The sequence below is a fragment of the Sedimentisphaera cyanobacteriorum genome (assembly GCF_001997385.1).
GTDB classification, from domain to species: domain Bacteria; phylum Planctomycetota; class Phycisphaerae; order Sedimentisphaerales; family Sedimentisphaeraceae; genus Sedimentisphaera; species Sedimentisphaera cyanobacteriorum.
The window spans coordinates 1,864,283-1,888,032 of the sequence record NZ_CP019633.1 but is presented as its reverse complement, the minus strand read 5'-3'; the positions used below and the strand labels follow the sequence as shown (position 1 = coordinate 1,888,032).

Here is a 23,750-nt window from a genome sequence, read left to right as displayed (position 1 = left end):
GAATGAACGGAAATGAAATTAATAAATAAAATTATAGTTTTAGCTGTATTCGCAGCCTGCAGTGCCGGGTTTGCTCAGCAAACTGAGAAATCATTCTCTAAGGCTGCAGTGGCTGTTGATAAGAAGCTTGAAGAGAGCCTCAAAGAGCTAAATCAGCTTAGGGAAGAAGTAGCTGAGAAGAAAGTGCCTTTGAGCAAAAAGGTCAGCGAGCTGGAATCCGAGCTTATGCAGGCCAGAAGGGACTATCAGCAGACAACCAGAATGCTCGACAGCCGTACGCTGGACTTGAACAATCTCCGCTCTGAGATCAAATCCCGCAAAGAGGAAGCGGCATATCTTTCCAATCTTCTCAGCGAGTATGCGAGAAATTTCGAATCAAGGCTTCACATAGCCGAGATGCAGAAATACAAAGATACCTTGGAATCTGCCAAGCTCGCACCGGAAAACAGCAATCTTACCAAGAAAGAGGTTTACAAAGCTCAGGCTTCACTGATCGAAACTTCTCTTGAGAGAATTGAAGAGCTGATGGGCGGTTCTCACTTCAACGGCAAGGCTGTTGGCCAGAGCGGGCTGGTAAAGCCCGGAACATTTGTGATGACAGGCCCGGCAGCTATTTTCCGCTCCGGCGACGGCGAAGTCGTTGGCACGGTAACCCAGCAGCTCGGCTCGCTCGAGCCTTCTGTGAAATCTTTCGGCAATCCTGCAGACGCTCAGGCCGCTTCGCAGGTTATAACAACAAAGCAGGGTTATCTGCCTCTGGATACAACTCTCGGGAATGCCCACGTAATCGAAGAGACAAAGCAGACAGTCTGGGAGCATATCCAGAAGGGCGGGCCGGTTATGGTTCCGATTCTCGGTATGGCCGGGCTGGCTCTTCTTGTTGCGATATGGAAATGGGTATTTCTCAGCCTCGTACGCAAGCCGAGCAGGAAGAAATTCGATGAGCTGCTCGATGCGGTTTACAAGCAGGACAAAGAGCTTGCCCGAGTGAAGGCCGCACAGTTCAAAGGGCCTTTCGGCAGGATGTTTAATGAAGCCGTTGAGCACCTAAAGGAACCTGCAGAGCTAATTGAAGAGGTGATGTATGAAACAGTTCTCTCAAGCAGGCTCAAACTGCAAAGATTCCTGCCATTTATCTCGATATGTGCCGCCTCTGCTCCGCTCCTCGGTCTGCTCGGTACGGTAACCGGCATCATCAACACCTTCAAGCTGATTACAGTTTTCGGCTCGGGCGATGTTAAAACCCTCTCAGGCGGTATCTCAGAGGCGCTGATTACAACTGAATTCGGTTTGATTGTGGCTATCCCCTCGCTTCTGCTTCACGCTCTGCTATCGAGGAAGGCCAAGGGAATTATAGATGATATGGAGAAAAACGCAGTAGCTCTGGTGAATCAGGTGAGCAGGTCAAGATATGCCGGCGTTTCTGAAAAGCAGGCTCTGCAGGCAGCGGGGAATGAGCAATAATGCCTGAAGTTCTCAGAGAACATATAACTGCCTTGTCCGAACAAGCCGTCTCTATTTGGCTCAGCGGCGGCTGGAGCATGGTGGCTATTGCGTTCATTGCAATCGTTATGTTTTCGCTTTCTGTAAACGTGCAGCTTAAGCTTTCGGCCAAGGGCTTCAAAAAGGTTAAAGAAAAGGCCTGGCGGCATTGGATCAATCACCCCAAAAAACGGCAGGGACATATCGGCGAGATACTTGATTTTGTTGAATCGGCCAGTACGGTTGAAGAAATGAGAAGCTATTTTGAAGAGCTCCATTCCAGAGAAACGAAACCTTTCGTTCGAGATTTGAGGGTGATAAAGATCTGCGTAAGCGCCGCTCCGCTTCTCGGCCTTCTGGGAACTGTAACCGGTATGCTCTCCACTTTCGATGCACTTGCCAAGGGCTCAGGTGGAGATAAAACAATGGGTATGGTGGCTGAAGGAATTTCCGAGGCGCTTGTAACCACAGAGACAGGCCTGATTATCGCATTATCAGGGCTCTTGTTTTCATATATCATTACGCGCAAATTCGAGAGCTATAAGGCTTTCCTTGCACATATGGAAACTGTTTGCACCCAGAAGCTTCATAAGAAGAACCTAAAGAACTGATTAGATTCAGCTTTTATATATTAGTTTTAGAAAAGACAGTATAGCGAGGATAAAATGGGACGTTTTCGTCAAGTAAATTCAGATGAAGGCAGTGAACAGGGGATTGATATTTCTCCTCTTATGGACTGCGTATTCATCCTGCTGATTTTCTTCATCGTTACCACTACATTCGTTGAGGAAACCGGCGTGGAGGTTGATAAGCCTCAGGCCGCCTCATCAGTGAAGCTTGAGAAAAACAGCATACTTATTGCCCTCACCGATAAAGGCGAGGTGGTTTACGGCGGACGTGAGATAGGCATCAGCGGAGTTCAGCCTCTTGTTAAGCGGATGCTGCAGAAGGAAGATATCCCTGTGATCATACAAAGCGATGCAAATTCTCAGTCCGGTATGCTGGTTCGCATTATAGATGAGGCAAAGCTTGCCGGAGCGGAGAAGGTGAGCGTGGCAACAAGGAAAAGCCAGGGGTAAGAAGGCCAGCTTATGACCAAGAAGAAAAAAAATTCTCCTCTAAAAGCCTTCTTCAGGTTTGTCTTTGTGCTGCTTAGCGCATCGGCCATTACGCTGTTTTTCTTCCTGCTTCTGCCGATACTGCAAACGATAAGCAAGCCGCCGAAAACAGATATGGTGATTCAGGATGTGGGCGTGGCGAACGTGCCTCCTCCGCCTCCTCCACCCGAGGAAGAACCGCCCGAAGAGCCCGAAAAAGATGAACAGCCCCCAGAGCTGAACGAACAGAGCCAGCCTTTAGCTCTCGACCAGCTCGAGCTTGCATTGAATCCCGGCTTCAGCGGCGGGATTATGGCAGGGGATTTCTCAGTGAAGCTGAATACAGCCTCCGCAGGCGGGGAAGATGTTGATGCTCTTTTCTCTATATCAGACCTCGACCAGAAACCGAGACCTATATACAGGCCGAGCCCGAGAATGAACAGGGAGCTGAGAAAAAGAGCTCCGGGCAAGGTGTACATAATATTCATAGTTGATAAAAACGGCAGGGTTCAGAAGCCGAAGGTGCAGAAATCTACCGATCCGATATTTGAAAAGCCTGCCATGGAAGCTGTAAAGAAGTGGAAATTTGAACCGGGCAAAAGAAACGGCAGCCCGGTACGTTTCCGTATGCGTGTACCAATAACATTTCCGAAAGGATGATTGAAAAATATGAAGATTGAAATGCTGATAAACTCAAAATATTCAGAGCCGAAAGGCCTTATCCGCAAAGCATTCGCCCCGGCTCTGCTCCTGGCGTTCGTATGCTTGTTAATAACTCCCTCCCAAGGCAGTGAAAGTAATAAGATTAAGCTCAAACCTGAAAAGTCTGCCATGACAGAGCTGGATCTGAAAATCTGGAACGACCCGGAGTTCAAAGAGAGGTTTGCTGAGAGCTATATGGCCGAATCTGAGGTTGAACCAAGGGTTACAAAGTCTGAACGTGAGGTGATCATGGAGATTATGGATCTAATCTCCGATGACAAAATGAATAAGGCCGCAGAAATGCTCAAAGATGAAATCACCGAGGCATCGAGCGCCGTTTTTGATTTTACGCTTGCAAATATTCATTTCCAGAATGAAGAGCTCGAAAAGGCCATTAAGCCGTATAAAAACGCCGTCGAAAAATTCCCGCGTTTCCGCAGGGCCTGGAAGAATCTTGCTCTCATTCACTTCAGGATGAAAAATCACAAAAAGGCCGCTGAGGCATTCACAAAATATCTGGAGCTGGGCGGGAAAGATTCGATCTCATTCGGACTGCTCGGTTTCTGCTATTCATCGATGGGAAAAAGCGTTTCCGCTGAATCGGCATACAGAATGGCAATACTCCTGGACCCCGAAACCCTCGACTGGAAAATGGGGCTGGCAAGGAGCTTCTTCAGGCAGGAACGATTCGGAGCTGCTGCTGCTCTTTGCGGAAAACTTATAGAGAATAATCCCGGCCGCCCAGACCTCTGGCTGCTTCAGGCAAATGCCTATATCGGCCAGAACAAGCCTCTGGAGGCGGCAGAGGTGTTCGAATTTGTTGATCATCTCGGCGAATCCACTGCCGATACGCTCAATATGCTTGGCGATATATATGTAAATGAAAAGCTCTATGATATGGCCGCAAAAAGCTATGCGAGGGCTATGAAGAAGAATCCCGACGAAAATCTCGAAAGGGCAATCTACTCTGCTAAAGTGCTTTCGGCAAGGGCTGCAATGGACGAAACTAAGCAGCTCATTAAAGAGATCCAAAAGCTGTATGCAGATAAAATGAAAGATAAAACGAAAAAAGAACTCCTGAAGATTCAGGCCAGGATAGCAGTTGCTGAAGGCGAAGGCAAACAGGAGGTAGAGGTGCTTAAGAAGATTGTCGAGCTGGACCCGCTCGATGGAGAAGCCCTTATCCTGCTCGGCCAAAATTCAGCAAGAAATGGCAATGATGAGCAGGCAATATTCTACTTCGAACGTGCAGCAAAAATTGAAGGCTTTGAAGCCGACGCCAAACTCCGCCATGGTCAGCTGCTGGTGCGAAACGGGCAGTATAAAAAAGCACTGCCTCTGCTGAAAAGAGCTCAAACGCTTCAGCCGCAGGAAAATGTGCAGAAATACCTCGAGCAGGTGGAAAGAATCGCCAAGCAGAGATAACGCCAAGTGCTCCCGGAATAATTCTTATCCAATTATTGCAATGATTTAAAGCTCTGTTTCACAATGAAACCCGAGCCTCTCTTGCAGGCGCGGCACTGCGAAACAGAGGCCTGTCGATTTTACCGGTTATATTAAATCCAAAAATTGTCGCACACGTTTTTTCGAAAATTTTTCTTTAAACTATTTTTTATTTCAAAATGAATAAAAAATTTTTCAAGTAAACAATAGTCTTAATACTGTTAAATCTTACCTATTCCGAATCTGCTTGATTAAAGCCTTAAAGACTGTAATATATTTCAGGCTGAATACTTTTATATAGGAGAAAGCGTTTTGGAAATATCTCTACTTGCAATAACTCCAAACTCCCAGGAAATTATCGAAGAGGCGGGCAGAACCTGCTATCTGAGTTTTGATAAGATGGGCGCGAGCTCATCGGAAGATTTTATAAGAAAAATTGTAAGAGCAGGGCATGAGAGCGTTTTGGAACACGCCTCGGCCACCTTCCGCATAAGGGGCTGTTCAAGAGCGATGACCCATCAGCTCGTGAGGCACAGGATTATGTCATTCTCGCAGCAGTCTCAGAGGTATGTTGATGAAAACGCCTTTGATTATGTTGTCCCTGCGAGCCTCCCGGAAGAATACATCGAAGAATTTCGCAGCGATATGGAAGCCATAAACGCCATGTACGCAAAATGGCGGGAGCGGGGGCTGAAAAAAGAGGACGCAAGGTTTGTTCTGCCCAATGCGTGCTGTTCGGAGATTGTGGTAACGGGGAATTTCAGGCAGTGGAGACACGTTATCCAGCTTCGAATAAGCCCCAAGGCCCAGTGGGAGATAAGACAAGCCGCTGCATACATACTCAAAACGCTTTGTGAACAAGCTCCGGCCTGCTTTTCCGATTTGCAGGCGAACGACTGAAATAACATTCAAATTCGCAGTTAAAAAATCAAAACAAAATCACTTTACAAAAGAGAAGATTTCCTTCCGGCAAGCAGGCAGGATATAGAGGCCAGAGGCTGGGATGAGCCGGATATAATCATCGTTACCGGCGATGCATACGTAGATCATCCCGCGTTCGGAGCTGCTGTTATCGGCAGATGGCTTGAAAGCTTCGGCTTTAAGGTTGCTGTTTTATCTCAGCCCGGCTGGAAAAGCGCAGAAGACTTCAAAGCAATCGGCAGTCCCCGCCTGTTCTGGGCAGTTACTTCCGGCTCTATAGACAGCCGGCTCAACAGCTACACCTCTTTCGGACATAAACGCAAGAACGATGTTTATTCTCCCGCAGGGAAAATCGGCCGGCGGCCTGAAAAGCCGGTTCTCACATACTGCGCAAGAGCCAGAGAGGCCTGCAAGGATGCTGCCATCGTGATTGGCGGGCTCGAGGCCTCGCTTCGGCGGCTAACGCATTATGATTACGTTGAAGACAAAATAAAAAAGAGCATTCTAACAGATTCCAAGGCGGATATCCTTGTGCACGGTATGGGCGAACTGGCCGTTTGCGAAATCGCAGAAAAGCTAAGCGCCGGCTGCACAATAGACCAGCTTGCAGGCATTCCAGGCACAGCTTACAATCTGAGGAAAAACAGCCCTGCTCCGGAAAAGTTTTTTGAGCTTCCTTCCTGCCGGCAGATTTTGTCGGACAATAAGCTCTTTATGCAGGCTCATCTTGAATACCAGAAGCGGTGCTTCCCCGAAGGTGAAGCGGTTGTGCAGGATCAGGGCGCTGGAAGGATTGCGGTGATGCCGCCTTCAAGGCCGCTCAGCGAGGCCGAAATGGACAGGCTTTATTCGCTGCCATTCACCAGAGAGACTCACCCTGATTGCAGAAAGGAAGGTGAAGTGCCTGCATTGGAGTCCGTGAAGTTTTCCATAACCACCCACAGAGGCTGCTTTGGCGGCTGTTCATTCTGCTCGATATATTTCCATCAGGGCAAAGAGATTTCGTCGAGATCTGAAGGCAATATCATCAAAGAGCTTGAAAAGCTCTCAAAACGCAAAGACTTCAAAGGTACAATACAGGATATAGGCGGCCCTACAGCGAATATGTATGCAATGAAATGCCGAAAGCAGAAGATTTGCAGCAGACAGAGCTGCATCTATCCGAATATCTGCAAACATCTGGATTGCAGCTGCGAAAAACTGATCTCGCTGATGAAGTCTGTTTTGCGGTGGAAAAAGGCAGGAAGAGGCAGGAATGCCTTTGTTGCCTCAGGCGTTCGGTACGATCTGGCTGTTAAATCGGATGAGTATATGCGTATTCTCTGCAAGGAATTTGTAGGGGGGCATTTGAAGGTTGCTCCCGAGCATTTTTCAAATAACACACTCAAATATATGGGCAAACCCAGATTCGGCTTATTTGAGAAATTTGAGAATAAATTCAACGAAGAGAGCAGAAAGGCAGGCAAGGAGCAGTATTTAGTACCTTATTTCATCAGCTCCCATCCGGGCTGCACTAATGAGGATGCAGAAAAGCTTACTGAACACCTCGTTTCGAAGAATATTATGCCAAGGCAGGTGCAGGATTTTACTCCATCTCCTCTCTCGCTTTCAACTGCAATGTTTGTATCAGGTATCGATAAAAACTGTAATAAAATATTCACAGCGAAAGGCAGCTCTGCTAAAAAGCTTCAGTTTGCTCTTCTCAGATACTATGAGCCCAAACATTTCGGCATCATTTCAAAACACCTTTCCAGGAAGCGGAAATTCAGGCTTTTGGAGCAAATCAGGAAAAAAGCAGATTATCAAAAGAAAAGGAAAAGATAATGAACTGGTTAGAGATAGTTAAAGAGCTTAAAACGATATCTCAGGCGGGCAAGAAATTTGCTAAAGATAATTACGAGCTCCAGAGGCATAAGGATATAGAGAGAATAGCTGCTCAGATAGGCTCTGAATTTACTTCGAATACCCCAGAGCAGATCCTTGAGCTGTTTCAGAGCGATACAGGCTACCCAACTCCCAAGGTTGACAGCAGGGGGGTTATAATTGAAGACGGCAAGGTGCTGCTGGTTAAGGAAATCGAAGACGGCGGCTGGACTCTCCCCGGCGGGTGGTGTGAAAACGGAATGAAGCCCTCGGAGAATGTTGTTCGCGAGGTTTGGGAGGAATCAGGCTACCAAACTCAAACCGACCAGCTCCTCGCAGTGTTTGACAGAGACAGCCAGGGTCATTTCCCGCCTTATCCGTTCAATATTTACAAATTGTTTTTCCGGTGCAGGATAGTTGGCGGAAAGCCGAAGGCCAGCGAAGAAACTTCAGACGTGGCTTGGTTCAGCAAAGACCGGATCCCGCCTCTTTCTTCCCAGAGAACTACTGAAAAGCAGTTAAAGCTTTTCTTTGATATGGCTGAAAATAAAGACTGCAAGACCTATTTCGACTGATTCATAATCAATATATCAGCTATGCCCTTCACAAGAAACGCTCCGCCGGGGGCGGGGAAAACGTAAAATGTCTCGCCAAGCGGTATTGTGCCGTTCTGAATTACGTAAAGCGTATAGTATATCAGAGCGCAGATGAGCGTTATGCTCCCGCCTAAAATAGGCTTTGTCCAGCCAAGTACCATTCCGATTACAATTCCGATTGGAAAAAAGGCAAACATTAAAAGAGCCATTGCTGACATGCCTTCAAATCGAAGCCCTCTGTCAGCAGTGAGGGCTGTAATCAGTATAATAACTGCAACACTTGAAAGTCTTGCGGCTATTTCAAGAAAATCACGAAATTTTTCAGCTTTCGTTGCCATAAGCACCCGGTTTCAAATAACACTGTCAATCCCAAAAATCAAGTTTCCCGTTCTTGAAGTAAAATTTCCTCTCATTGAACAAGCCTTCTGTCCAAACCTCGAACATTTCACCTTCGTTGTTTTTAAATTCGGTGATATCTGTAGGTTTGCCTCGGCTCGCCCTGAACTGTTCCTTTGTCATTCCCTTTTTATAACCGCCCTGAAGGATCAGTTCTTTCATTTCTTTGCTGAGAAAATGAGATTTTACATAATCCATTCTTCTCTTATTCTGCTTTTTAAGGTATTCTGAAGAAGCATTCAGCTCGCGTTTTTCAAGCTGCTCTGTTTTGTGGTTGTAATGCTTCTGAATATATGCTTCTATCCTTTTTTTGTCCTCTTCTTCTACCGCCTTGCTGTGCAGATTCCACAGCTCCTGTTCGGTTTCTGCGTTATCCAGAGCTTTGCTGAGAGGGAGATCTTTGCTCCCTTGCTCAGTTACTACTGTGTACTGATTTTCGCAGCCAAAGATAAATAGGACTGCTGTGATTGCTATTAATGACCTTGTCATAATTAATACCTTCGCTAATCAGGACGTTATTATAAGTTTGAATATTTATATTTCAAGTTACTTATATTAAACATAAATTAGTTTTAATTTATTTGTGGAAAAAGCATCGCCTCTGAGAATTCCATCTGGAAATCTGTGTCAAGTGAGAGTTCTACGTGTTCAATCTCCCGGCAGTCTATTTCGAGCTTTTCTTTTGCCGTGCTGTCCAGCAGAATCCGTTTAACGCCTGCAAGAGCCGCATTCCCGATGCTGCTGATCCTTGAAGCGCAGCCCGTGGACTCGCAAGGCAGCAGTCCGGCTCTGCACGCATTTTCAACATTGAGAAACGCTCCGAATCCGCCTGCCAGCAAAACCTCATCCAGCTGAGAAAATTTAAGCCCGCACCGTTTCAGAAGTATGTTTATGCCCGCTCTTATCGCCCCTGCGGCAAGCTGGAATTCGCGTATATCCTTTTGAGTTATCGCAACGCGTTTTGAGCCGATTTCGCTCAGCACAAATTCCATCTGACCGTTATTATTTATCAGTCTTGATTTGATGCCTTCAGGAAGGGTTTCCGGCTTATCGGTGAAATGTCCCATCATATTGATAACCCCTGCTCTAAGCATACAGGCAATCGCGTCTATAAGCCCGCTGCCGCATATACCTTCAGGCTCTTCGCTGCCGATGCTGCTGAACTTTATATCTTCGCCCTCAAGAGTGCATTCATCAATTGCCCCTGTGTCTGCACGCATCCCGCACGATATCTTCGCCCCCTCAAGCGCAGGCCCTGCCGCAGTGGATGCCGCGGTGATATGCCCGTAATTGTTAAGCACAATCTCCCCGTTGGTACCTATATCAACAAGAAGCTGGAGCTTTTGCTTTTCGTTGTTTATATTCGCCGCTGCTATGCAGGCGGTGGTATCCCCGCCGAGAAAACCTCCAATTACTGGCATAAGGTAAACATCACCTTCAGAAAATAAGTTATTCAGGCCGATCTCTTTTGCCTTCACCAGAGTTCCTCTTCCGAGCACGTTTACAAACGGAATTTTTCCCAAATTTGAGCAGTTTATGCCCGCAAAGAGCTGGAGCATTGTGGTATTCCCAGCAGCAAACAGAGAGTATATCGTTTCAGGCCTTATCTCAGCTCTCCGGCAGAGCTGCAGGATCAGTTCGTCTATCTGCCTAACGATTACACCTGAAATTTCTCTAAGATTTTCGCTGCTTTGTGAGCTGTGGTTGATTCTGGAAAGCACATCTGCACCGTATCCGCCCTGAGCATTGCCCGCTGATACAGAATCAACCGATTCGCCCGTGCTCAGATTCACGAGCTCACCTGCAATCGTGGTAGTCCCGATATCAAAGCATACCGAATACAAATCCTGCGAACTGCTTTCTCTGTTTAGAGAAAGAATCTGCTTGTCCATCATTACTGCGCTGAATGAATCATCTTCGCTTGCTGTTATTTCTGCTAATTGTTTCAGGATTGTTAAATCATAGCCTGCCCCGGGGATCATCTCTTCCAGGAGCTCGGCATAGCTCTTATCGGAGCCGAGTTCGAGTTTCGAAAGCTTTACTTTTTTCACGAATAAAGCTGGCTGGATGTTTACATCCCCGTTGAGAATCCCCGCAGATAATATCTTTGAACCGCTCTTCTCCTGTTCTGTTTCAACTTCCAAATTACTTTCTGCAGCAGCCTTGCAGGCAAGCCTGAAGCCTTCCTCAAGTTCTTCGGAGCTGAGAAATTTCCTCTCTTCTTCAGTAATCTCAGTCTTGCCGGAGCGGACAAGAACTTTGCATTTTCCGCAAAGCCCCATACCCCCGCAGGGTGAATTGATGTAAACGCCCGCTTTCTTAGCTGCATCAAGGATTGTTTCGCCGCGGTTTATATGAACTCGGTGCCCGCGGTTTAAAAATTTGACATGAACCAGAGAATTGTTCATTTTAGTCTAACCTCATTTCTATGCTTAAATTGTGATAAAAGACATTAAGTATATTAACCAATTTAACTTGACAGTCAACCACAATTAAGAAGCTTCAAGGTCTAATCCATTTTTATTTTATGCACGAACACTAAAGCCTTATTCTCTGTTAATTTTGATAATGAAAACAGTAAAACATAAAATTCCCAAATATTCAAATCTATTCCCCAATTCTGAGAAGTTTTTCAGCAAGCGAATCAAGTGTAAACACTTGATTTTACTGCTTTTTTCCGCCTGAAGAATTTTTGCTGCATGATTCTTGTGAAATTATGATAAATTAGTCCTTACAGTGTTGTAGTGTAAGATATAGGGCTCTGTTAAAAACAGAATTTGCTGACGCTTGCGGTTGGCCTTAGCGCCTGCCAGCAAGCGCGGCTGGCCTTTTCATTTATATTTGGCTTATAGAGGACTTTTGCTTAAGGAGAGGATTGCCCCCAATATTCGCCATTAGGCTTGATATCTTCAAGCGTTTCTGGTTTTTTACTGCGGTTATAGCTTAATATGCCTTCGCTGTATTTCAGCTCCATACATTGCAGAAACATTATTCTCTGTTCGGGCGGGTTTGCTGAGTATTTTATGCTGTAATCTCGGTAGGGCTCTGTATGGTAAAAAGCCAGGCATCTGCCCCCGCTTACTATAAAGCTCGCATGTCTGCCTTTTGTATCATCGAATACTTTTCTGCTTGCTGCGTGCATAAAGCTGCCTGCATACTCCCAATCCCTGCAATTATCGCTGCTCCAGAGGTATGGGTCTGTACTTAGCCAGTATCGGTCCTGCCAGTAGAAGGGGTAGGGGGCTTCCTGATAGCCTATTCTTTTATGAACCGCCTGAGGACTGCCGCTGCTTACAGGCAGAAGGCTGTCTTTGTGCATTGAGAATTTCTTTTGGCGGTTGTTTATATCTCCGCCTGCAAGCCCTTTTTTCTCCCAGTGCAGAAGGTCGCTCGATTCTGCACGGAATATGCCGGAACGTTTTTTACCGTTTGCCGGCTTGTACATATTACGATAGTACATAATCCATTTCTCGCCCTTCTTCAGAAGGCCTGCATCTATCGCTCCATCATCCTGCAGAACCCAGTCCACAGAGGCGGATTTCCAGCCGTTCAGCAGATCCTCAGAAGGTGCGATGTAATGCTTTATACCGGACTTCCCGCTGCCCCAGAATCCATCAGTGCCTTCCTTAAAGGTAACGAACATATGGTATTCATCGCCGTCTTTTATTATCGCTGGAGCCCAGCAGGTGTAAGGGGCATTTTTGGTCCCGCCTTTGCCTTCGAGCTTGCAGTAGCCGAGAAACTCCCAGCTAACCAAATCTTCCGAAACTGCTACTCCCAGAGGGGTTCCTCCGTTCACGTCTTCCTTCAACACGCGCCGGCTGTTGTAAAAAATCCACCACTGCTGCGTGTATTCGTTCCAAACGATTTCCGGGTCTGCACTGCCGAAATTTCTTGTATCAACGTAAAGAGGAGCCGGGATTTGAACTGCTGATAATGTGCCGGCAAGCAGTAAAAAGGCGAATATCATTTTCTTGGATTCCATAAAATTTCCTACTTGAAAAAATAACTTTTCCCAAGTAGATATTTCAGAATCAGCCTTTTTACAATTTTTCTGATATTTTATATGTCAACGCCTCTGTCTTTGAGCTCCTTGGATTTCTTTATTGAGCATTCCTCGCAGCGGAATTCCGGAGCAGATTCAGATTTGTTGTAATTTTTCGCCTTTACCAGCCTGTAGCCGCGTGAGACCTTTCCGCAGTCTGCGCATTTGATATTCTCCTCCACCTGCCAAGATGCAGCAAGTTTGCGGGACTGGAAGATAAATTTATCAACCCAGAAAAATATAAGCCCGCCGATTAAATTCGATATTATCGTTGCAACGACAGTCCCTGTAGAAGCGAGAAAATAAAGGCAGCCGGCAAGAAGAGGCGAAGAGAGCTGCCAGCGCAGCAGATACAGGAAATAACGTTTAAAATTAACTTCAACTTTCATTAGTAGCTCCTTTCCTTTTCGAGCAGGCAAAAAATCCTGCTGTCTTTATAGAAAAATTGGGGTTTTGGTTAGAATCAGAACGAGCGATTGTAAGGGAATAACAGCTCATTGCAAGCTCATCTGAATAAGCATTTCTGTTTTAGGTTTAGCAATAATCCTCTGATTTCGGGGATTATTAGTAAGGGCTGCTTCCGGTAATCGAAAAGTAAACCTGCTCCTTTACTCTGTTGTTGTGATCTTTCACGATTATCTGCGATCTGAAAAGCTGATGCAGCTCGAAAATTAGTATCCCCCAAACCATATGAGCCCCAATCAGCTCGCCATGAAAAAGCATTATTATTCCCGCTGCAAATATCGCAATATTAAGCAGTCCAAGCACCCATTTTCCGAGGTAGAAGTGGTGCAGGCCGATGATTATTAGATAATTCAAAACAGCGTAAGTGTCGGGATCTTTTATCTTTCTGTTTGCCCTTTTGTAGAACTCATAACGATTATCGCTGCTGAGCTCGCCTATCCTTTTCCGCAGCATCTCTTCTTTCCGCAGCACTTCTTCTTTCTTGAGAATCCCCATAATTTTCAGCCCGCTCTTACCTGCCAAGCGTGATTATTATCGCCTCTCTTGTCCAGAAGAGCAGAAAACGCTTCTGTTCAACAATCTGAAACACTACCTGCCAGCCTTCTGCCGCCTCCATATTAAGACTCGATTCCATCTTGTCTGTAGGGATCCCTGATGCGCCGAGAAAAATTGTACCAAAACCGCTCTCAACAACCGTAATAACCTTATACTCTTTGTAATTCATTGTCTGTCCTTAAATAATTTATTATCACCAATGCAAAAATTTCTTAAGTGTTCATTATAATAGCTGTAGAAAAATTTTTGAATCTTTTTTTAGGCCGCAGGCAATACGATAGTGTAAAATCTTTTCGTATAATAGGCTTAAGGTTATTATCTGGGTTGGATCGGGGGAGAGCCAGCGTCCGAGGCCGGGCGAGTATGCACGGTTTGGCGTGAGGCAGATGTCTGCGGCGGGCTCGCTCTTCATCCCCGCAAAGCCAAACGGCATATCGGGCGTATCGTCGCCGGCATTGCCGTATGCATCATAGCGTACAGGGCTGATGTATGCTGGCGAGCCGGCCAAGCATACCACACTGCCCAGCGCGTCGGTGAGGGCATATTCCACCCCGCCCGAAGCATCGCAAACCGCAATCAGCTCAGCGAACCCATTGCCGTAAACGTATTCATCCCCGCCGGCGAGCGTTTCGCCAGAATCGGTCGTGGTAAACTCCTTCACGCAGCGGCCGAGCGTATCGTACAGGCAGTACGTTTCCACGCCGCCCTAGCTTGCCGCAACCCTGCGCCCCAACGCATCGTATTTGTATTCGATCATTTGTCCTCCCGAATCAACTGAGGCCAACGCACCTCCGGCGGAATATTCATACTTATTCCCGCAGTCGTAAATCATATTGCCTGCATTATCATACTGGATTTCGGAATCGCTTTCAAGAGAATTCAACTCGGCGATTTCTGAAACGAGAGGGTTTTAGCTGATTAGATTTTCAGCCACTGAGAAACGCTAAGAAGCACTAAGGGGATATTTTTAGACAGAATCTTTTTAGTTCAAGGCAATGATAAGGGGAAAGATTTTCTCCTGCAGCTGCCGCTAAATCTCCGCCTGCGGCGGACAGGCTCAATGTTTAACATCCCCCGTACTACAGCGGAGCGACGCAAGTCGCCCGCTAGGCATTCTTTTAGAAAAGATTTTTCGTTTACCGCCGGCTCTCCACGTTTCGCTATCCTAGCGGAGAGCTTGCGCTCCTCCGCTGTAAGACGCTGCATTATTAAGCAGCGAACCGCTGGTTCAGTCTGTAAATGCTTTGCGGTAAAAAAAACATAAAATCTGTGGATAATAAATTTCGCTGCGACATAAATCCGCGAGATCGTTTACCTGCCAAGCTTCTTTGATTAAATCAAAACCATATCCCCTTCGTGTGTTTCGCGGGCTTCGCGGTAAAACAAAAAAAATCTGCGTTATCTTAGTGTACCTGTGGATAGAAAACTTCGAACGGGTTAAATCTGAGAAGTCCGAACGGCATATAAAGTTTGGGATTTTGATAATAATGCCCGCAAACTTGTTTTCAGGTCAGAATTTATTATTCAACTGCTCCTGATATTTGTTATAATTGGGCTTTTATTTAGAAATTCAGTGTTCTTAAAGGGTTTAGAGAAATGGCAAAATCAAAAAAGGTAGTGCTCGCATACAGCGGCGGGCTTGATACAAGCGTAATTCTTCCTTGGCTCAAGGAAACATACGGCTATGAGGTGGTATGTTATGCCGCAGAGCTCGGGCAAGGCGATGAGCTGAAAAACATAAAGCAGAAGGCGATGAAAACAGGCGCAGCAGACTGCGTTGTTGATGATCTTCGCAAGACGTTTGTTGAAGATTACGTTTGGCCGATGCTCAAAAGCGGAGCGGTTTACGAGAAGGGCTATCTTCTCGGAACAAGCATTGCAAGGCCGCTGATTGCAAAGAGGCAGGTTGAGGTTGCCCATCAGTACGGAGCGGGCGCTGTTGCTCACGGGGCTACGGGCAAGGGAAATGATCAGGTGCGCTTCGAACTTACCTTTATGTCTCTTGATCCCTCGCTGGATATCGTTGCTCCTTGGAAAGACCCGAATTTCACGCTAACAAGCCGCGAAGCGGCAGTCGATTATGCCAAAAAGCGTGATATCCCGATAGACCAGACAAAACGCAAGATCTACTCCCGAGACAGAAACCTCTGGCACATAAGCCATGAAGGCGCAGATCTTGAGGATCCGTGGAACGAGCCGCAAAACAGTCTGTTTGTGATGTCGCGTCCGATATCAAAGACACCCGCCAAACCGGATTATGTAGAGATAGGCTTTGAAAACGGAATTCCGGTTAAGCTTGACGGGAAGGCTTTAAGCGGAGTAACGATGATCGAAAGGCTCAACGAGATCGGCGGGACGCACGGCGTTGGTCAGGTTGACCTCGTTGAAAACAGGCTCGTTGGGATGAAATCCAGAGGCGTTTATGAAACCCCGGGCGGGACTATCCTTATGAACGCCCATGAAGCCCTTGAAACGCTCACAATGGAACGTGAGACATACCACTACAAGAAGCAGGTTGCCTTGAAATATGCAGATATAGTTTACAACGGCCAGTGGTTCTGCCCGATACGTGAAGCACTCGATGCGTTTTTCGAGAGCACGCAAAAGGTAGTAAACGGTACTGTGCGCGTTAAGCTGTTCAAAGGACACGCAATCCCCGTGGGCATAAAGAGCCCGAACAGCCTCTACAGCGACGAGCTTGCAAGCTTTGAGATGGGAGCAGAATACAACTCAACAGATGCAACAGGATTCATCAGGCTCTTCGGCCTGCCGATGAAGGTAAACGGGGTTGTAAACCGCAAAGCAGCCAAGAGCTCAAAAAAGAAGACAGCCAAAAAAAGCTCAGCCAAGAAGAAATAGAAAAACTCACTCCCGCTGAGATTACGCAGCAGCTTTGATTGCGTGTTTCAGCGGGATTTTTCTTTATTGCAAAATCGCTGCCGAACAGCGTTTGCGGGGATTATGAAGCGGAAGATATTTATAAGTGCTATGGAGCCAAGTGCAGAGAAACACTGCGCCGAGCTTATTCAATCGGCGAAAGAGAAAGACAGCTCAATTGAGTTTGCGGGCTTCGGAGGCAGGAAGATGGCCTCAGCAGGCTGCGATATCCTTGAAGACACTGTCTCCCGGGCCGCGATGATATACAACGTACTAAGCCAGCTCGGATGCTACAAAAAGCTGATTAGCGAGGCCAAGCGGTATCTCCGGAGAAACAGAATCGGCCTTGTGGTTGTTTGCGATTCACCCGCCTTCAATTTTCACATAGCCAAGGCGGCCAAGAAGCTCGGGATTCCAGTGATGTTTTATGTTGCCCCGCAGCTCTGGGCATGGGCGCCTTGGAGGATAAGAAAGCTGAGAAAGTGCTGCGATAAGCTCTGCTGCATACTCCCGTTCGAAGAGAAATGGTTCAAGGCCAGAGGGGTGGATGCGGAATTCGTGGGCAATCCGCTATTCGATGAGCTGGATATACACCCGAGAGAAAACACCAAAAACTACGAAAATTTCACTCCGGAATCTGCCAGGATATGCCTTCTTCCAGGCTCGCGAAAAGCAGAAATAGAGAGCCTCTGGGAACCTATGCAGGAGATCGGCTTAAAGCTCAAACAGAAATTTCCAGAGGCAGAGTTTACCGCTGTGGGGAATAATCAGTCCCGAATCGATATGCTCAAAGCGAAGCAAATCAACGGCTTTGAGTGCAGATATGAGACTGATTCGGTAATAAGCACCTGCCTTAAAAGCGATCTCTGCATCTGCGCAAGCGGAAGCGCATCTCTCCAAGCCGCAGCTGCAGGCTGTCCGATGATAATTATGTATCAGTCCAGTCCGATGGTATGGAATCTTGCCGGCCGCTTTATAATTCGGCTCAAACACCTGTCTCTTCCAAATATTCTTGCGGGAAGGGGGCTTGTGCCCGAATTTATGCCTTATTTCAAATCCACCGAGCCAATTGCAGAGGCTGCCGAAAACTTGCTCGAAAACCCTGATAAATTAAAGGAAATAAGCACCGAGCTTACCAGCCTTACAAACCAGATGACAGAGATAGAATCCCGAAAGAAAACAGCGGAAATTATGCTCTCTATGCTGAATTAGCAATTATCAACGCTGTTTAGCTGAATACTGGTCTCCAAAAATTATTTAAAATTTCAAAGAAATGTGGAAATTAGACTTCCTTTATGCTATAGTATAAGAGAAAGGTTTTATAATTTAGGAGAATTACGAGATGAAAAAGAAAGCTTTTACTTTAATTGAACTGCTTGTAGTTATATCAATCATCGCTCTTTTGATGGCAGTTCTCATGCCTGCGCTTAGCAAAGCAAGAGAGCAGGCAAAAACGGTTCTGTGTCAATCACATCTAAGACAGTGGGGAACGATTTTCGGCCTCTACCTCGCAGACAACAACAATTCCTTTATGCCCGGAGATACAGGTTTATGGGTAGAACCGCTCCGCCCGTACTACGAGGACGGAGGGGAATCTATGCGTCTTTGCCCTACGGCAACGAAAACCGTGGATGAGGGCGGAAGAGGCTGCTTTGCAGCTTGGAGCGAAGATGTATCAGGCGAACCGGACGGCACATTCAAATCCAGCTTCGGAATCAACAACTGGCTCTACAATCTCAAACAGGTTGAGGGATACGATGGAGACGGTGATTTATGGGGCTTTGATGAAGAACACTGGGGCAAGGTTACAAGAGTAAGCCAGCCTCATAAAGTTCCAATGTTCGGAGACTGCTGGAGATGGGGAGGCCATCCAAAAGAGAATTACGGCCCTTGGCCAACCGCTCCTCGTGCTGTAGAAGGCGATCAGCGCAATAAGCTCGGAGGCGGGGATACAAGCATGGCGAGGTTCTGCATAGACCGCCATCAGGGCTCTATGAATATGGCTATGGTGGACGGACACGTTGAAAAACTCGGCCTTAAGAGCCTCTGGAACTTCGAATGGCATATGGGTTGGGACAAATCACGAATCTGGCCGAAACACAACGACTGGCCTGAGTGGATGAAAGATACCTCAGGCGAGGCGGATGTGCGTTAAATTCAAAAATAAAATAGATCACTTTTTGAAAGCTTAGAGCGATGAAAAAGAAAATTTCAGGATGCAGTAACTGCATTAATCGCCGTGATTTTATAGGCGGAAGCACTATGCTTCTGGGAGGGCTCTCATTGAATTCAAGCATCTTTCCGGCTTCTGCGTTTGCTCAGTCTCCAAATGCAATGACGGATTTTAATCCGCTCTTCAAAAAGAAGCTGCGGGTTCGCTTCGTAATATGCGGGCTGATTCACGATACCGCTCACGAAGGTCCGTGCCGGATAGGGAGCATGGAAAATCTCACCCGTGAAGCGGACATCAAAAAGCATCAGCAAAACCTGATACAAAGAAAAGAGTTGATCAGCTCGAGAAACTTCCCCGAAGAGGTAGAGCTTCTCCCCACGGTGGATTTCAAAATGCTGGTTAAAGAAAGAGACTGCCATTTTCGCTTCCCGGACAGCGAGATCAGCAAGGTTGCAGAGGACATAGAAAACACCGACCTGCTTGTTACCCTCGACGGGTTCAACGGACAGGTGGGGATATTCCTCGCCGAAAAATTCAACAAGCCCGTTGCCACAGTTACCTACTCCAACCCCGAACGGCTCAAAAACTGGGGCAGGGATATAGGCGGATGGCTCGTGGATATGAAAGCAGGCCTCCAGCACAAGGGGCTTGAAGGGTATCTCGCATACGACTGGGAAGACTTAGACCAGATCCTGAAGATGCTCTGGGTGAAAAAGGCTTTTTCGCAGAGCTCAGCGCTGGTTATCTCAGACCGCTACGGCAAAACGCCTCACGGGCTGGGAAGCGTTTTCTACCACTTCGACGACCTCAAAGAGATGTACGGGATGGGATGCGTACCGCTTTCTAATCAGGATGCTGTAGATCGAATGAAAGCTATCAAGAAAAACCCGGCCGAATCAAGGAAAGCAGATAAGCTTACAGAAGCTCTGATCTCAAAGGCAAATGCCCTGCACACAGATAAAAAGTTTGTCCGCAGCTCGGTAATTTACTATATGGCAATCAAATCGCTTATGGACGAAAACGACTGCAACTGCTTCGGCGTTGGCTGCAGGGAAGTGTGTCCGCTTGAAATAGCTGAAGACCATAAAATTACTCCCTGCCTTACGCATACACTGCTGAAAGATTCAGGCTATCCATCGGCATGCCAGCTCGATTTCAACGCAATGACAGCTATGATGGCTATGAGCTACCTCTCGAAAAAATCGGCATATATGGGCAACCCCGAATACTACAAAGAATATCAAGGTATGAAAAATATTCTTTCAGTATGGCACAGCGTGCCCGGGATGAAGATGAAGGGCTTTGAAAACGAGTCTCTCCCGTTTGAACTGCGCAATTTCACGGCTCAGGGCTTCGGGCCTACAATGAAATACAACTTCGGTAGAGACAAGGGCGAAACCGTAACCCTCGGCAGGTTCAATCCTTCATTCAACAGCCTGCTTGTTACAAAAGGGACTATCCAAAGCGGATACGGAATGCATCGAAGGGGATGCAGCCTTGGCGTGAATATTCAAGTGAAAGATATTGATGATGTATTCGAGAAAACCCAGGACTACGGCTCGCATCTTGTGATGGTTTACGGGGATTATACCCAGCAGCTCAAGAGGCTCGGGAAAATAATGAATTTCGGAGTAGTTCAGGCAGGCTGCTGAAAGCCTTATCATATGAACACACCACCGCTCGATAGGAACTGAAGCAATTTTCGCTCCTATTGGGCGGTTTTTTTGTCGTGCCGGTGGTGGTTGATCAGCCAGAGCAATGAATCTGTGCCCACCATCAGCAGGTTCAGGCAGTATGCGTAGAATGCGATGCTGTATGTGTCTGTAATTACTTTTCTGGAAACGCCGAGTATGTAGCCGGCGAATATCACGAGCAAAAACACAAAGCTTTTGCCTTTGGAGGTCCTGGAGGTGATGGATTTGTGTATTGATATCGGCCAAGCCACCCCGAAACAAATCACCATTCCCGCCTCAAGAAGCTCTATGAAGAACTGATTTTCCATTACTGCCTCGGTTGAATTTAATATTTTCTGATGAAAATTTTATCCTCTGGCAAATTCGAGACTGCTAATATATAGAAGTGAAAAGAATTTGCAAATGTAAGGCTTTGCATCTTTCAGAAAGCGATATGCTAAATCAATCCAACCCGCGGGTGATGTATTTTTGCCGATAGGCAAGCGGCGAGATACCCGTATAGCTTTTGAAGTACCTGCCAATATGCTCTATGCTGGAGAAGTTGAAGCAAAGGGCAATCTGATAAACAGGCAGGTCTGTGCTGAGAAGCATTTGCGAGATTTCAGTAATCCGAACGCGCTTTATCTCCTCGTAAACGCTCCTTCCGAGAAACTTATGAAACTTGCTGTAAAGGGCTCTCGGGGAAAGGGCTGCCTCCCTTGCCACATCGCTTACCTGAATCGGCTCTCTTGCGTTTTTGTGTATAAACTGCACCGCCGCAGCCACCTGCTCATCTTCAAGGGCAAATATATCTGAAGAACGCCTTCTTTCTATGTGCGTAGGACGCACTGTTACCGCCTGATTTTCAACTTCCTGCCCATCCATCATTCTGTCGAGAAGGGCAGCAGCCTTGAATCCCGCTTTCTTCGCATCAAGTGCGATGCTTGAGAGGTGCGGGTTCGAGAGGGTGCAGAGCAGGGTATCATTATCCACGCCCAAAACCGCAACCTCTTCAGGGATATTAATCCCTGTGATATTGCAGGATGTAATCACCTGATTTGCGCGGTCGTCGTTGCATGCCATAACAGCAGCAGGCTTTGGCAGAGAGCTCACCCACTTTGCTAAGCTTGAAAGCTCGCAAGCGGCGTAGTTTTGTTCCGGTATTTTGGGGCTTGAATAGATATTAACATCGAAACCCGCCTTCTCAATGGTCTCTTTGAAGAAAGCCTGCCTCTGTACAGACCAGTACATATCATCAAAGCCGCAGAAGCCGAAATTTTTGAATCCTCGGGACAGCATATCCTCTGCCGCCATTTTGCCCACAGCCTCATAATCGCTCACAATATTCGGCACATCCGGCATAAGATTATTATCATCGCATGCAACCGCCGGCAGACCAAGGCTCATAGCCGCCCGCGCTATCTTCGGGCTGGAAGGCCGCACAATCACCCCGTGGGCATTGAGAGATCTAATATGCTCAGGCAGCGCCTCGCCCTGCCCTGCTCTGTAGAAAGGCACTAATGATTCCCTGTAAAATGCCCAAGGGCCGTTCAACCTTGAATACTCAGACAGCCCGTCCAGAAGCTGCCGGGCATAAGTGCTCAGACCTTCTGTTAGGAGTATTACTTTTTTCATATTGCTTTTCTTCAGAGTTTCAATCAATGCTGATAAGTTTAAGCGAAGCTTGAGGCAAGTAAATCTTATTTTCCGAAAATGGTTATTTTTTTGAAGTTAATTGGCATTCATAGCGAACCGAAGATTCTATATAATCCGGTTTAAGCGTAAATATGTTCACAGAAAAGCATTTGTCGAATCAAAAGCAATTTTGTGGTGATTAAAGCTGTCAGAATTAACTGAAAGGAAAAACAAGATGAGCAAAACCGTCGATATTTACCTGCCTTTGGATGCCCGCCCTGTCTGCAATGAAACCATTTGGCCCGTGGCTGAGAAGCAGATAAATCAAATTTGCGAGGTGATAAAGAAAGCGGGCTGGGAGCCGAACATACTAAATCCAAAAGGCTTTGCTTCAAGCGTTTACGAAGGAATGCAAACCATTCAGAAATCCAGCGCAGAAAGGCTGATCGTTTTCTTTGCAGGCTGGACATACCCGGACTTTGTGGTATCCCCCCTCTGGCAGACATCTGAAAACTGCAGGAAGCTTCTGCTGGGAAGCCTGATACCCGATTTCCCCGGCGCTGTAGGGCTTATGGCCGCTGCTGCAGGCTGCTCGCAGGTGGGGATTGAGACAAGCAGATTCTTCGTGGAAAATTTCGAAGACCACGATTCATACTTTGAGGCAGTGAAAACATTCCTAGAAACGGGCAAATACGAATACCCCGAGCAAAAGAGCATCAATATACCTGTTGCTCAGGAGAACAGGGAGAATGCCGAAAAGGTTAGAGAGCAGCTCTCAGGAATGATTTACGGGGCAGTAGGCCCGCGTTCGATGGAGATGTGGAACAAGATCTCTGATGCGGATTTCCTTCAGTATTTCGGTATTGCCCGATTGGGCTTCGACGGGCTCAGGCTCGCAAAGATGGCAGAAAAAATCGATGAGAGCAAAGCCGAAAAGGCAATGCAGTTTCTCATAGACAACGGCATGGAATTCAAGCTGGGCAGCGATCCGGAGAAGGTTCTCACTAAGGATATGGTTATATTCCAGATGAAAGTTTATTATGCGCTTCTGGAGCTGAAGAAGGAATTCGGGCTTAATTTCATCGGCGTTCAAGACCAGCTCGACTGGATCCAGCATTACCCCGCCACCGACCTAACCCTCGGGATCCTCAACAACAAACTGCGTCCTGAAGGCGACGGGAACACTTTCGTTTCAGCCACCGAAGCAGATGACGGGGCTGCTGTAACAATGCAGGTTCTCAAACTGCTCTCAGGCGGGCAGCCGGTGGGCTTCAACGACCTTCGCTACTGGGACAGCAGGGAAGGGCTGTACTGGTTTGTTAATTCCGGCGCATTAGCTCCGCATTTCGCATACGGCAGCAATGAGTCTCTGGAAGGAGCTTGGAGCGAGAGGCAGACGCCGATGTATTTCAAGGCCGGCGGAGGAACATGCTCGGCAGCTGTGAAAAAGCCGGGCGTGGCAACTTGGGCTAGATTCAGCTACAGGAAAAACAAACTGTATCTCTGCGCGGGAAGAGGCGTTACCGATGTCCCAACGCATGACCAGTGGCTCAAACGCACGGAAAGATGCAACAGGGACTGGCCTCACTGGTATCTAAGGCTGTGCGCGAAAATCGAGCAGAACCTGAACAGCAATCATCCAATGGCGATATTTGGGGATTATCTGGCTGACCTGAAGGCATTGGCTGAACAGATGAATATCCCGTTTGAGTGCTGGGATTACTGCACTCCTTCCGAGATTGAATCATAAAAAGCGTAAAACTCCATAAAATAAAGGCATTCTGAACGGTTATTTAAATACTTCAGAATGCCTTTTTAATTTGAGCA

24 protein-coding genes are annotated in these 23,750 nt (G+C 46.9%); 13 read left to right on the top strand and 11 right to left on the bottom strand.

Annotation, left to right across the window (positions count from 1 at the left end; genetic code table 11):
* Window positions 1–12 precede the first annotated feature (12 nt).
* The 8 genes from L21SP3_RS07620 (at window position 13) to L21SP3_RS07585 (ending at window position 8,083) form a co-directional block, all read left to right on the top strand.
* Window positions 13–1,464, top strand: a complete 1,452-nt coding sequence (locus L21SP3_RS07620; RefSeq protein ID WP_077540285.1) for a MotA/TolQ/ExbB proton channel family protein — start codon at window positions 13–15, stop codon at window positions 1,462–1,464.
* Complete coding sequence (locus L21SP3_RS07615) at window positions 1,464–2,093, top strand: MotA/TolQ/ExbB proton channel family protein (protein WP_077540284.1); 630 nt, start codon at window positions 1,464–1,466, stop codon at window positions 2,091–2,093. The genes L21SP3_RS07620 and L21SP3_RS07615 overlap by 1 nt, the downstream gene beginning before the upstream one ends.
* A 54-nt stretch (window positions 2,094–2,147) precedes the next feature.
* The gene (locus L21SP3_RS07610; RefSeq protein WP_077540283.1) at window positions 2,148–2,561 is read left to right on the top strand and encodes an ExbD/TolR family protein; all 414 of its coding nucleotides are present in this window, start codon (window positions 2,148–2,150) and stop codon (window positions 2,559–2,561) included.
* Window positions 2,562–2,573: 12 nt separating this feature from the next.
* Window positions 2,574–3,239, top strand: coding sequence for an energy transducer TonB (locus tag L21SP3_RS07605; protein ID WP_077540282.1), 666 nt, complete (start codon window positions 2,574–2,576; stop codon window positions 3,237–3,239).
* Between the two features lie 9 nt (window positions 3,240–3,248).
* The gene (locus L21SP3_RS07600) at window positions 3,249–4,706 is read left to right on the top strand and encodes a tetratricopeptide repeat protein (RefSeq protein WP_123785165.1); all 1,458 of its coding nucleotides are present in this window, start codon (window positions 3,249–3,251) and stop codon (window positions 4,704–4,706) included.
* Between the two features lie 330 nt (window positions 4,707–5,036).
* Complete coding sequence (gene thyX / locus L21SP3_RS07595) at window positions 5,037–5,624, top strand: FAD-dependent thymidylate synthase (protein WP_161488145.1); 588 nt, start codon at window positions 5,037–5,039, stop codon at window positions 5,622–5,624.
* Window positions 5,625–5,651: 27 nt separating this feature from the next.
* On the top strand, window positions 5,652–7,469 hold the full coding sequence (locus tag L21SP3_RS07590) for a YgiQ family radical SAM protein (RefSeq protein WP_077540279.1): 1,818 nt from the start codon (window positions 5,652–5,654) through the stop codon (window positions 7,467–7,469).
* The gene (locus tag L21SP3_RS07585) at window positions 7,469–8,083 is read left to right on the top strand and encodes an NUDIX hydrolase (RefSeq protein WP_077540278.1); all 615 of its coding nucleotides are present in this window, start codon (window positions 7,469–7,471) and stop codon (window positions 8,081–8,083) included. Before L21SP3_RS07590 ends, L21SP3_RS07585 begins: the two co-directional genes overlap by 1 nt.
* Here the strand turns inward: L21SP3_RS07585 and L21SP3_RS07580 are convergent.
* From L21SP3_RS07580 to L21SP3_RS11830, 9 genes are all read right to left on the bottom strand, one after another.
* Window positions 8,071–8,442 (bottom strand): DUF7670 domain-containing protein, encoded by a 372-nt coding sequence (locus L21SP3_RS07580; protein ID WP_077540277.1) that lies wholly within the window; start codon window positions 8,440–8,442, stop codon window positions 8,071–8,073. The genes L21SP3_RS07585 and L21SP3_RS07580 overlap by 13 nt on opposite strands.
* Window positions 8,443–8,467: 25 nt before the next feature.
* Window positions 8,468–8,989, bottom strand: coding sequence for a hypothetical protein (locus L21SP3_RS07575; RefSeq protein ID WP_077540276.1), 522 nt, complete (start codon window positions 8,987–8,989; stop codon window positions 8,468–8,470).
* 83 nt (window positions 8,990–9,072) lie between these two features.
* Window positions 9,073–10,908 carry an ASKHA domain-containing protein gene (locus L21SP3_RS07570; protein WP_077540275.1) on the bottom strand — a complete coding sequence of 612 codons (1,836 nt, stop codon included), beginning with the start codon at window positions 10,906–10,908 and terminating at the stop codon, window positions 9,073–9,075.
* Window positions 10,909–11,363: 455 nt separating this feature from the next.
* Entirely contained in the window at window positions 11,364–12,485 is a 1,122-nt protein-coding gene (locus L21SP3_RS07565; protein ID WP_077540274.1) for a glycoside hydrolase family protein, read from the bottom strand.
* Between the two features lie 77 nt (window positions 12,486–12,562).
* Window positions 12,563–12,934, bottom strand: coding sequence for a hypothetical protein (locus tag L21SP3_RS07560; protein WP_077540273.1), 372 nt, complete (start codon window positions 12,932–12,934; stop codon window positions 12,563–12,565).
* Between the two features lie 175 nt (window positions 12,935–13,109).
* Window positions 13,110–13,532 (bottom strand): TM2 domain-containing protein, encoded by a 423-nt coding sequence (locus L21SP3_RS07555; protein ID WP_227806750.1) that lies wholly within the window; start codon window positions 13,530–13,532, stop codon window positions 13,110–13,112.
* Window positions 13,522–13,734: a DUF4177 domain-containing protein gene (locus L21SP3_RS07550; RefSeq protein WP_077540272.1), complete on the bottom strand. Its 213-nt coding sequence runs from the start codon at window positions 13,732–13,734 to the stop codon at window positions 13,522–13,524. The genes L21SP3_RS07555 and L21SP3_RS07550 overlap by 11 nt, the downstream gene beginning before the upstream one ends.
* A gap of 54 nt (window positions 13,735–13,788) precedes the next feature.
* Entirely contained in the window at window positions 13,789–14,265 is a 477-nt protein-coding gene (locus tag L21SP3_RS07545; protein ID WP_077540271.1) for an RHS repeat-associated core domain-containing protein, read from the bottom strand.
* Between the two features lie 6 nt (window positions 14,266–14,271).
* Window positions 14,272–14,448: a hypothetical protein gene (locus tag L21SP3_RS11830; RefSeq protein ID WP_118084527.1), complete on the bottom strand. Its 177-nt coding sequence runs from the start codon at window positions 14,446–14,448 to the stop codon at window positions 14,272–14,274.
* Between the two features lie 713 nt (window positions 14,449–15,161).
* Here L21SP3_RS11830 and L21SP3_RS07540 point away from each other — a divergent pair.
* The 4 genes from L21SP3_RS07540 (at window position 15,162) to L21SP3_RS07525 (ending at window position 20,267) form a co-directional block, all read left to right on the top strand.
* Window positions 15,162–16,424: an argininosuccinate synthase gene (locus tag L21SP3_RS07540; RefSeq protein WP_077540270.1), complete on the top strand. Its 1,263-nt coding sequence runs from the start codon at window positions 15,162–15,164 to the stop codon at window positions 16,422–16,424.
* Window positions 16,425–16,526: 102 nt separating this feature from the next.
* The gene (gene lpxB, locus L21SP3_RS07535; protein ID WP_077540269.1) at window positions 16,527–17,654 is read left to right on the top strand and encodes a lipid-A-disaccharide synthase; all 1,128 of its coding nucleotides are present in this window, start codon (window positions 16,527–16,529) and stop codon (window positions 17,652–17,654) included.
* 130 nt (window positions 17,655–17,784) lie between these two features.
* Window positions 17,785–18,597: a prepilin-type N-terminal cleavage/methylation domain-containing protein gene (locus L21SP3_RS07530; protein ID WP_077540268.1), complete on the top strand. Its 813-nt coding sequence runs from the start codon at window positions 17,785–17,787 to the stop codon at window positions 18,595–18,597.
* A gap of 41 nt (window positions 18,598–18,638) precedes the next feature.
* Window positions 18,639–20,267, top strand: a complete 1,629-nt coding sequence (locus L21SP3_RS07525) for a hypothetical protein (RefSeq protein ID WP_077540267.1) — start codon at window positions 18,639–18,641, stop codon at window positions 20,265–20,267.
* Window positions 20,268–20,323: 56 nt separating this feature from the next.
* Here L21SP3_RS07525 and L21SP3_RS07520 read toward each other — a convergent pair whose 3' ends face one another.
* Both L21SP3_RS07520 and L21SP3_RS07515 read right to left on the bottom strand, forming a co-directional pair.
* Complete coding sequence (locus L21SP3_RS07520) at window positions 20,324–20,617, bottom strand: hypothetical protein (protein WP_077540266.1); 294 nt, start codon at window positions 20,615–20,617, stop codon at window positions 20,324–20,326.
* Window positions 20,618–20,750: 133 nt separating this feature from the next.
* Window positions 20,751–21,923: a XylR family transcriptional regulator gene (locus tag L21SP3_RS07515; protein WP_123785164.1), complete on the bottom strand. Its 1,173-nt coding sequence runs from the start codon at window positions 21,921–21,923 to the stop codon at window positions 20,751–20,753.
* 235 nt (window positions 21,924–22,158) lie between these two features.
* Here L21SP3_RS07515 and L21SP3_RS07510 point away from each other — a divergent pair, with 235 nt between their 5' ends.
* Window positions 22,159–23,673 carry an L-fucose/L-arabinose isomerase family protein gene (locus tag L21SP3_RS07510; RefSeq protein WP_077540264.1) on the top strand — a complete coding sequence of 505 codons (1,515 nt, stop codon included), beginning with the start codon at window positions 22,159–22,161 and terminating at the stop codon, window positions 23,671–23,673.
* Window positions 23,674–23,750: the final 77 nt, after the last annotated feature.

Excerpts from the sequence above, each read along its gene's own strand:
- L21SP3_RS07620 (WP_077540285.1), top strand. The coding sequence starts at position 13 with ATGAAATTAATAAATAAAATTATAGTTTTAGCTGTATTCGCAGCCTGC.
- L21SP3_RS07615 (WP_077540284.1), top strand. The coding sequence starts at position 1,464 with ATGCCTGAAGTTCTCAGAGAACATATAACTGCCTTGTCCGAACAAGCC.
- L21SP3_RS07610 (WP_077540283.1), top strand. The coding sequence starts at position 2,148 with ATGGGACGTTTTCGTCAAGTAAATTCAGATGAAGGCAGTGAACAGGGG.
- L21SP3_RS07605 (WP_077540282.1), top strand. The coding sequence starts at position 2,574 with ATGACCAAGAAGAAAAAAAATTCTCCTCTAAAAGCCTTCTTCAGGTTT.
- L21SP3_RS07600 (WP_123785165.1), top strand. The coding sequence starts at position 3,249 with ATGAAGATTGAAATGCTGATAAACTCAAAATATTCAGAGCCGAAAGGC.
- L21SP3_RS07585 (WP_077540278.1), top strand. The coding sequence starts at position 7,469 with ATGAACTGGTTAGAGATAGTTAAAGAGCTTAAAACGATATCTCAGGCG.
- L21SP3_RS07580 (WP_077540277.1), bottom strand. The coding sequence starts at position 8,442 with ATGGCAACGAAAGCTGAAAAATTTCGTGATTTTCTTGAAATAGCCGCA.
- L21SP3_RS07575 (WP_077540276.1), bottom strand. The coding sequence starts at position 8,989 with ATGACAAGGTCATTAATAGCAATCACAGCAGTCCTATTTATCTTTGGC.
- L21SP3_RS07570 (WP_077540275.1), bottom strand. The coding sequence starts at position 10,908 with ATGAACAATTCTCTGGTTCATGTCAAATTTTTAAACCGCGGGCACCGA.
- L21SP3_RS07565 (WP_077540274.1), bottom strand. The coding sequence starts at position 12,485 with ATGGAATCCAAGAAAATGATATTCGCCTTTTTACTGCTTGCCGGCACA.
- L21SP3_RS07560 (WP_077540273.1), bottom strand. The coding sequence starts at position 12,934 with ATGAAAGTTGAAGTTAATTTTAAACGTTATTTCCTGTATCTGCTGCGC.
- L21SP3_RS07550 (WP_077540272.1), bottom strand. The coding sequence starts at position 13,734 with ATGAATTACAAAGAGTATAAGGTTATTACGGTTGTTGAGAGCGGTTTT.
- L21SP3_RS07540 (WP_077540270.1), top strand. The coding sequence starts at position 15,162 with ATGGCAAAATCAAAAAAGGTAGTGCTCGCATACAGCGGCGGGCTTGAT.
- lpxB (WP_077540269.1), top strand. The coding sequence starts at position 16,527 with ATGAAGCGGAAGATATTTATAAGTGCTATGGAGCCAAGTGCAGAGAAA.
- L21SP3_RS07530 (WP_077540268.1), top strand. The coding sequence starts at position 17,785 with ATGAAAAAGAAAGCTTTTACTTTAATTGAACTGCTTGTAGTTATATCA.
- L21SP3_RS07525 (WP_077540267.1), top strand. The coding sequence starts at position 18,639 with ATGAAAAAGAAAATTTCAGGATGCAGTAACTGCATTAATCGCCGTGAT.
- L21SP3_RS07520 (WP_077540266.1), bottom strand. The coding sequence starts at position 20,617 with ATGGAAAATCAGTTCTTCATAGAGCTTCTTGAGGCGGGAATGGTGATT.
- L21SP3_RS07515 (WP_123785164.1), bottom strand. The coding sequence starts at position 21,923 with ATGAAAAAAGTAATACTCCTAACAGAAGGTCTGAGCACTTATGCCCGG.
- L21SP3_RS07510 (WP_077540264.1), top strand. The coding sequence starts at position 22,159 with ATGAGCAAAACCGTCGATATTTACCTGCCTTTGGATGCCCGCCCTGTC.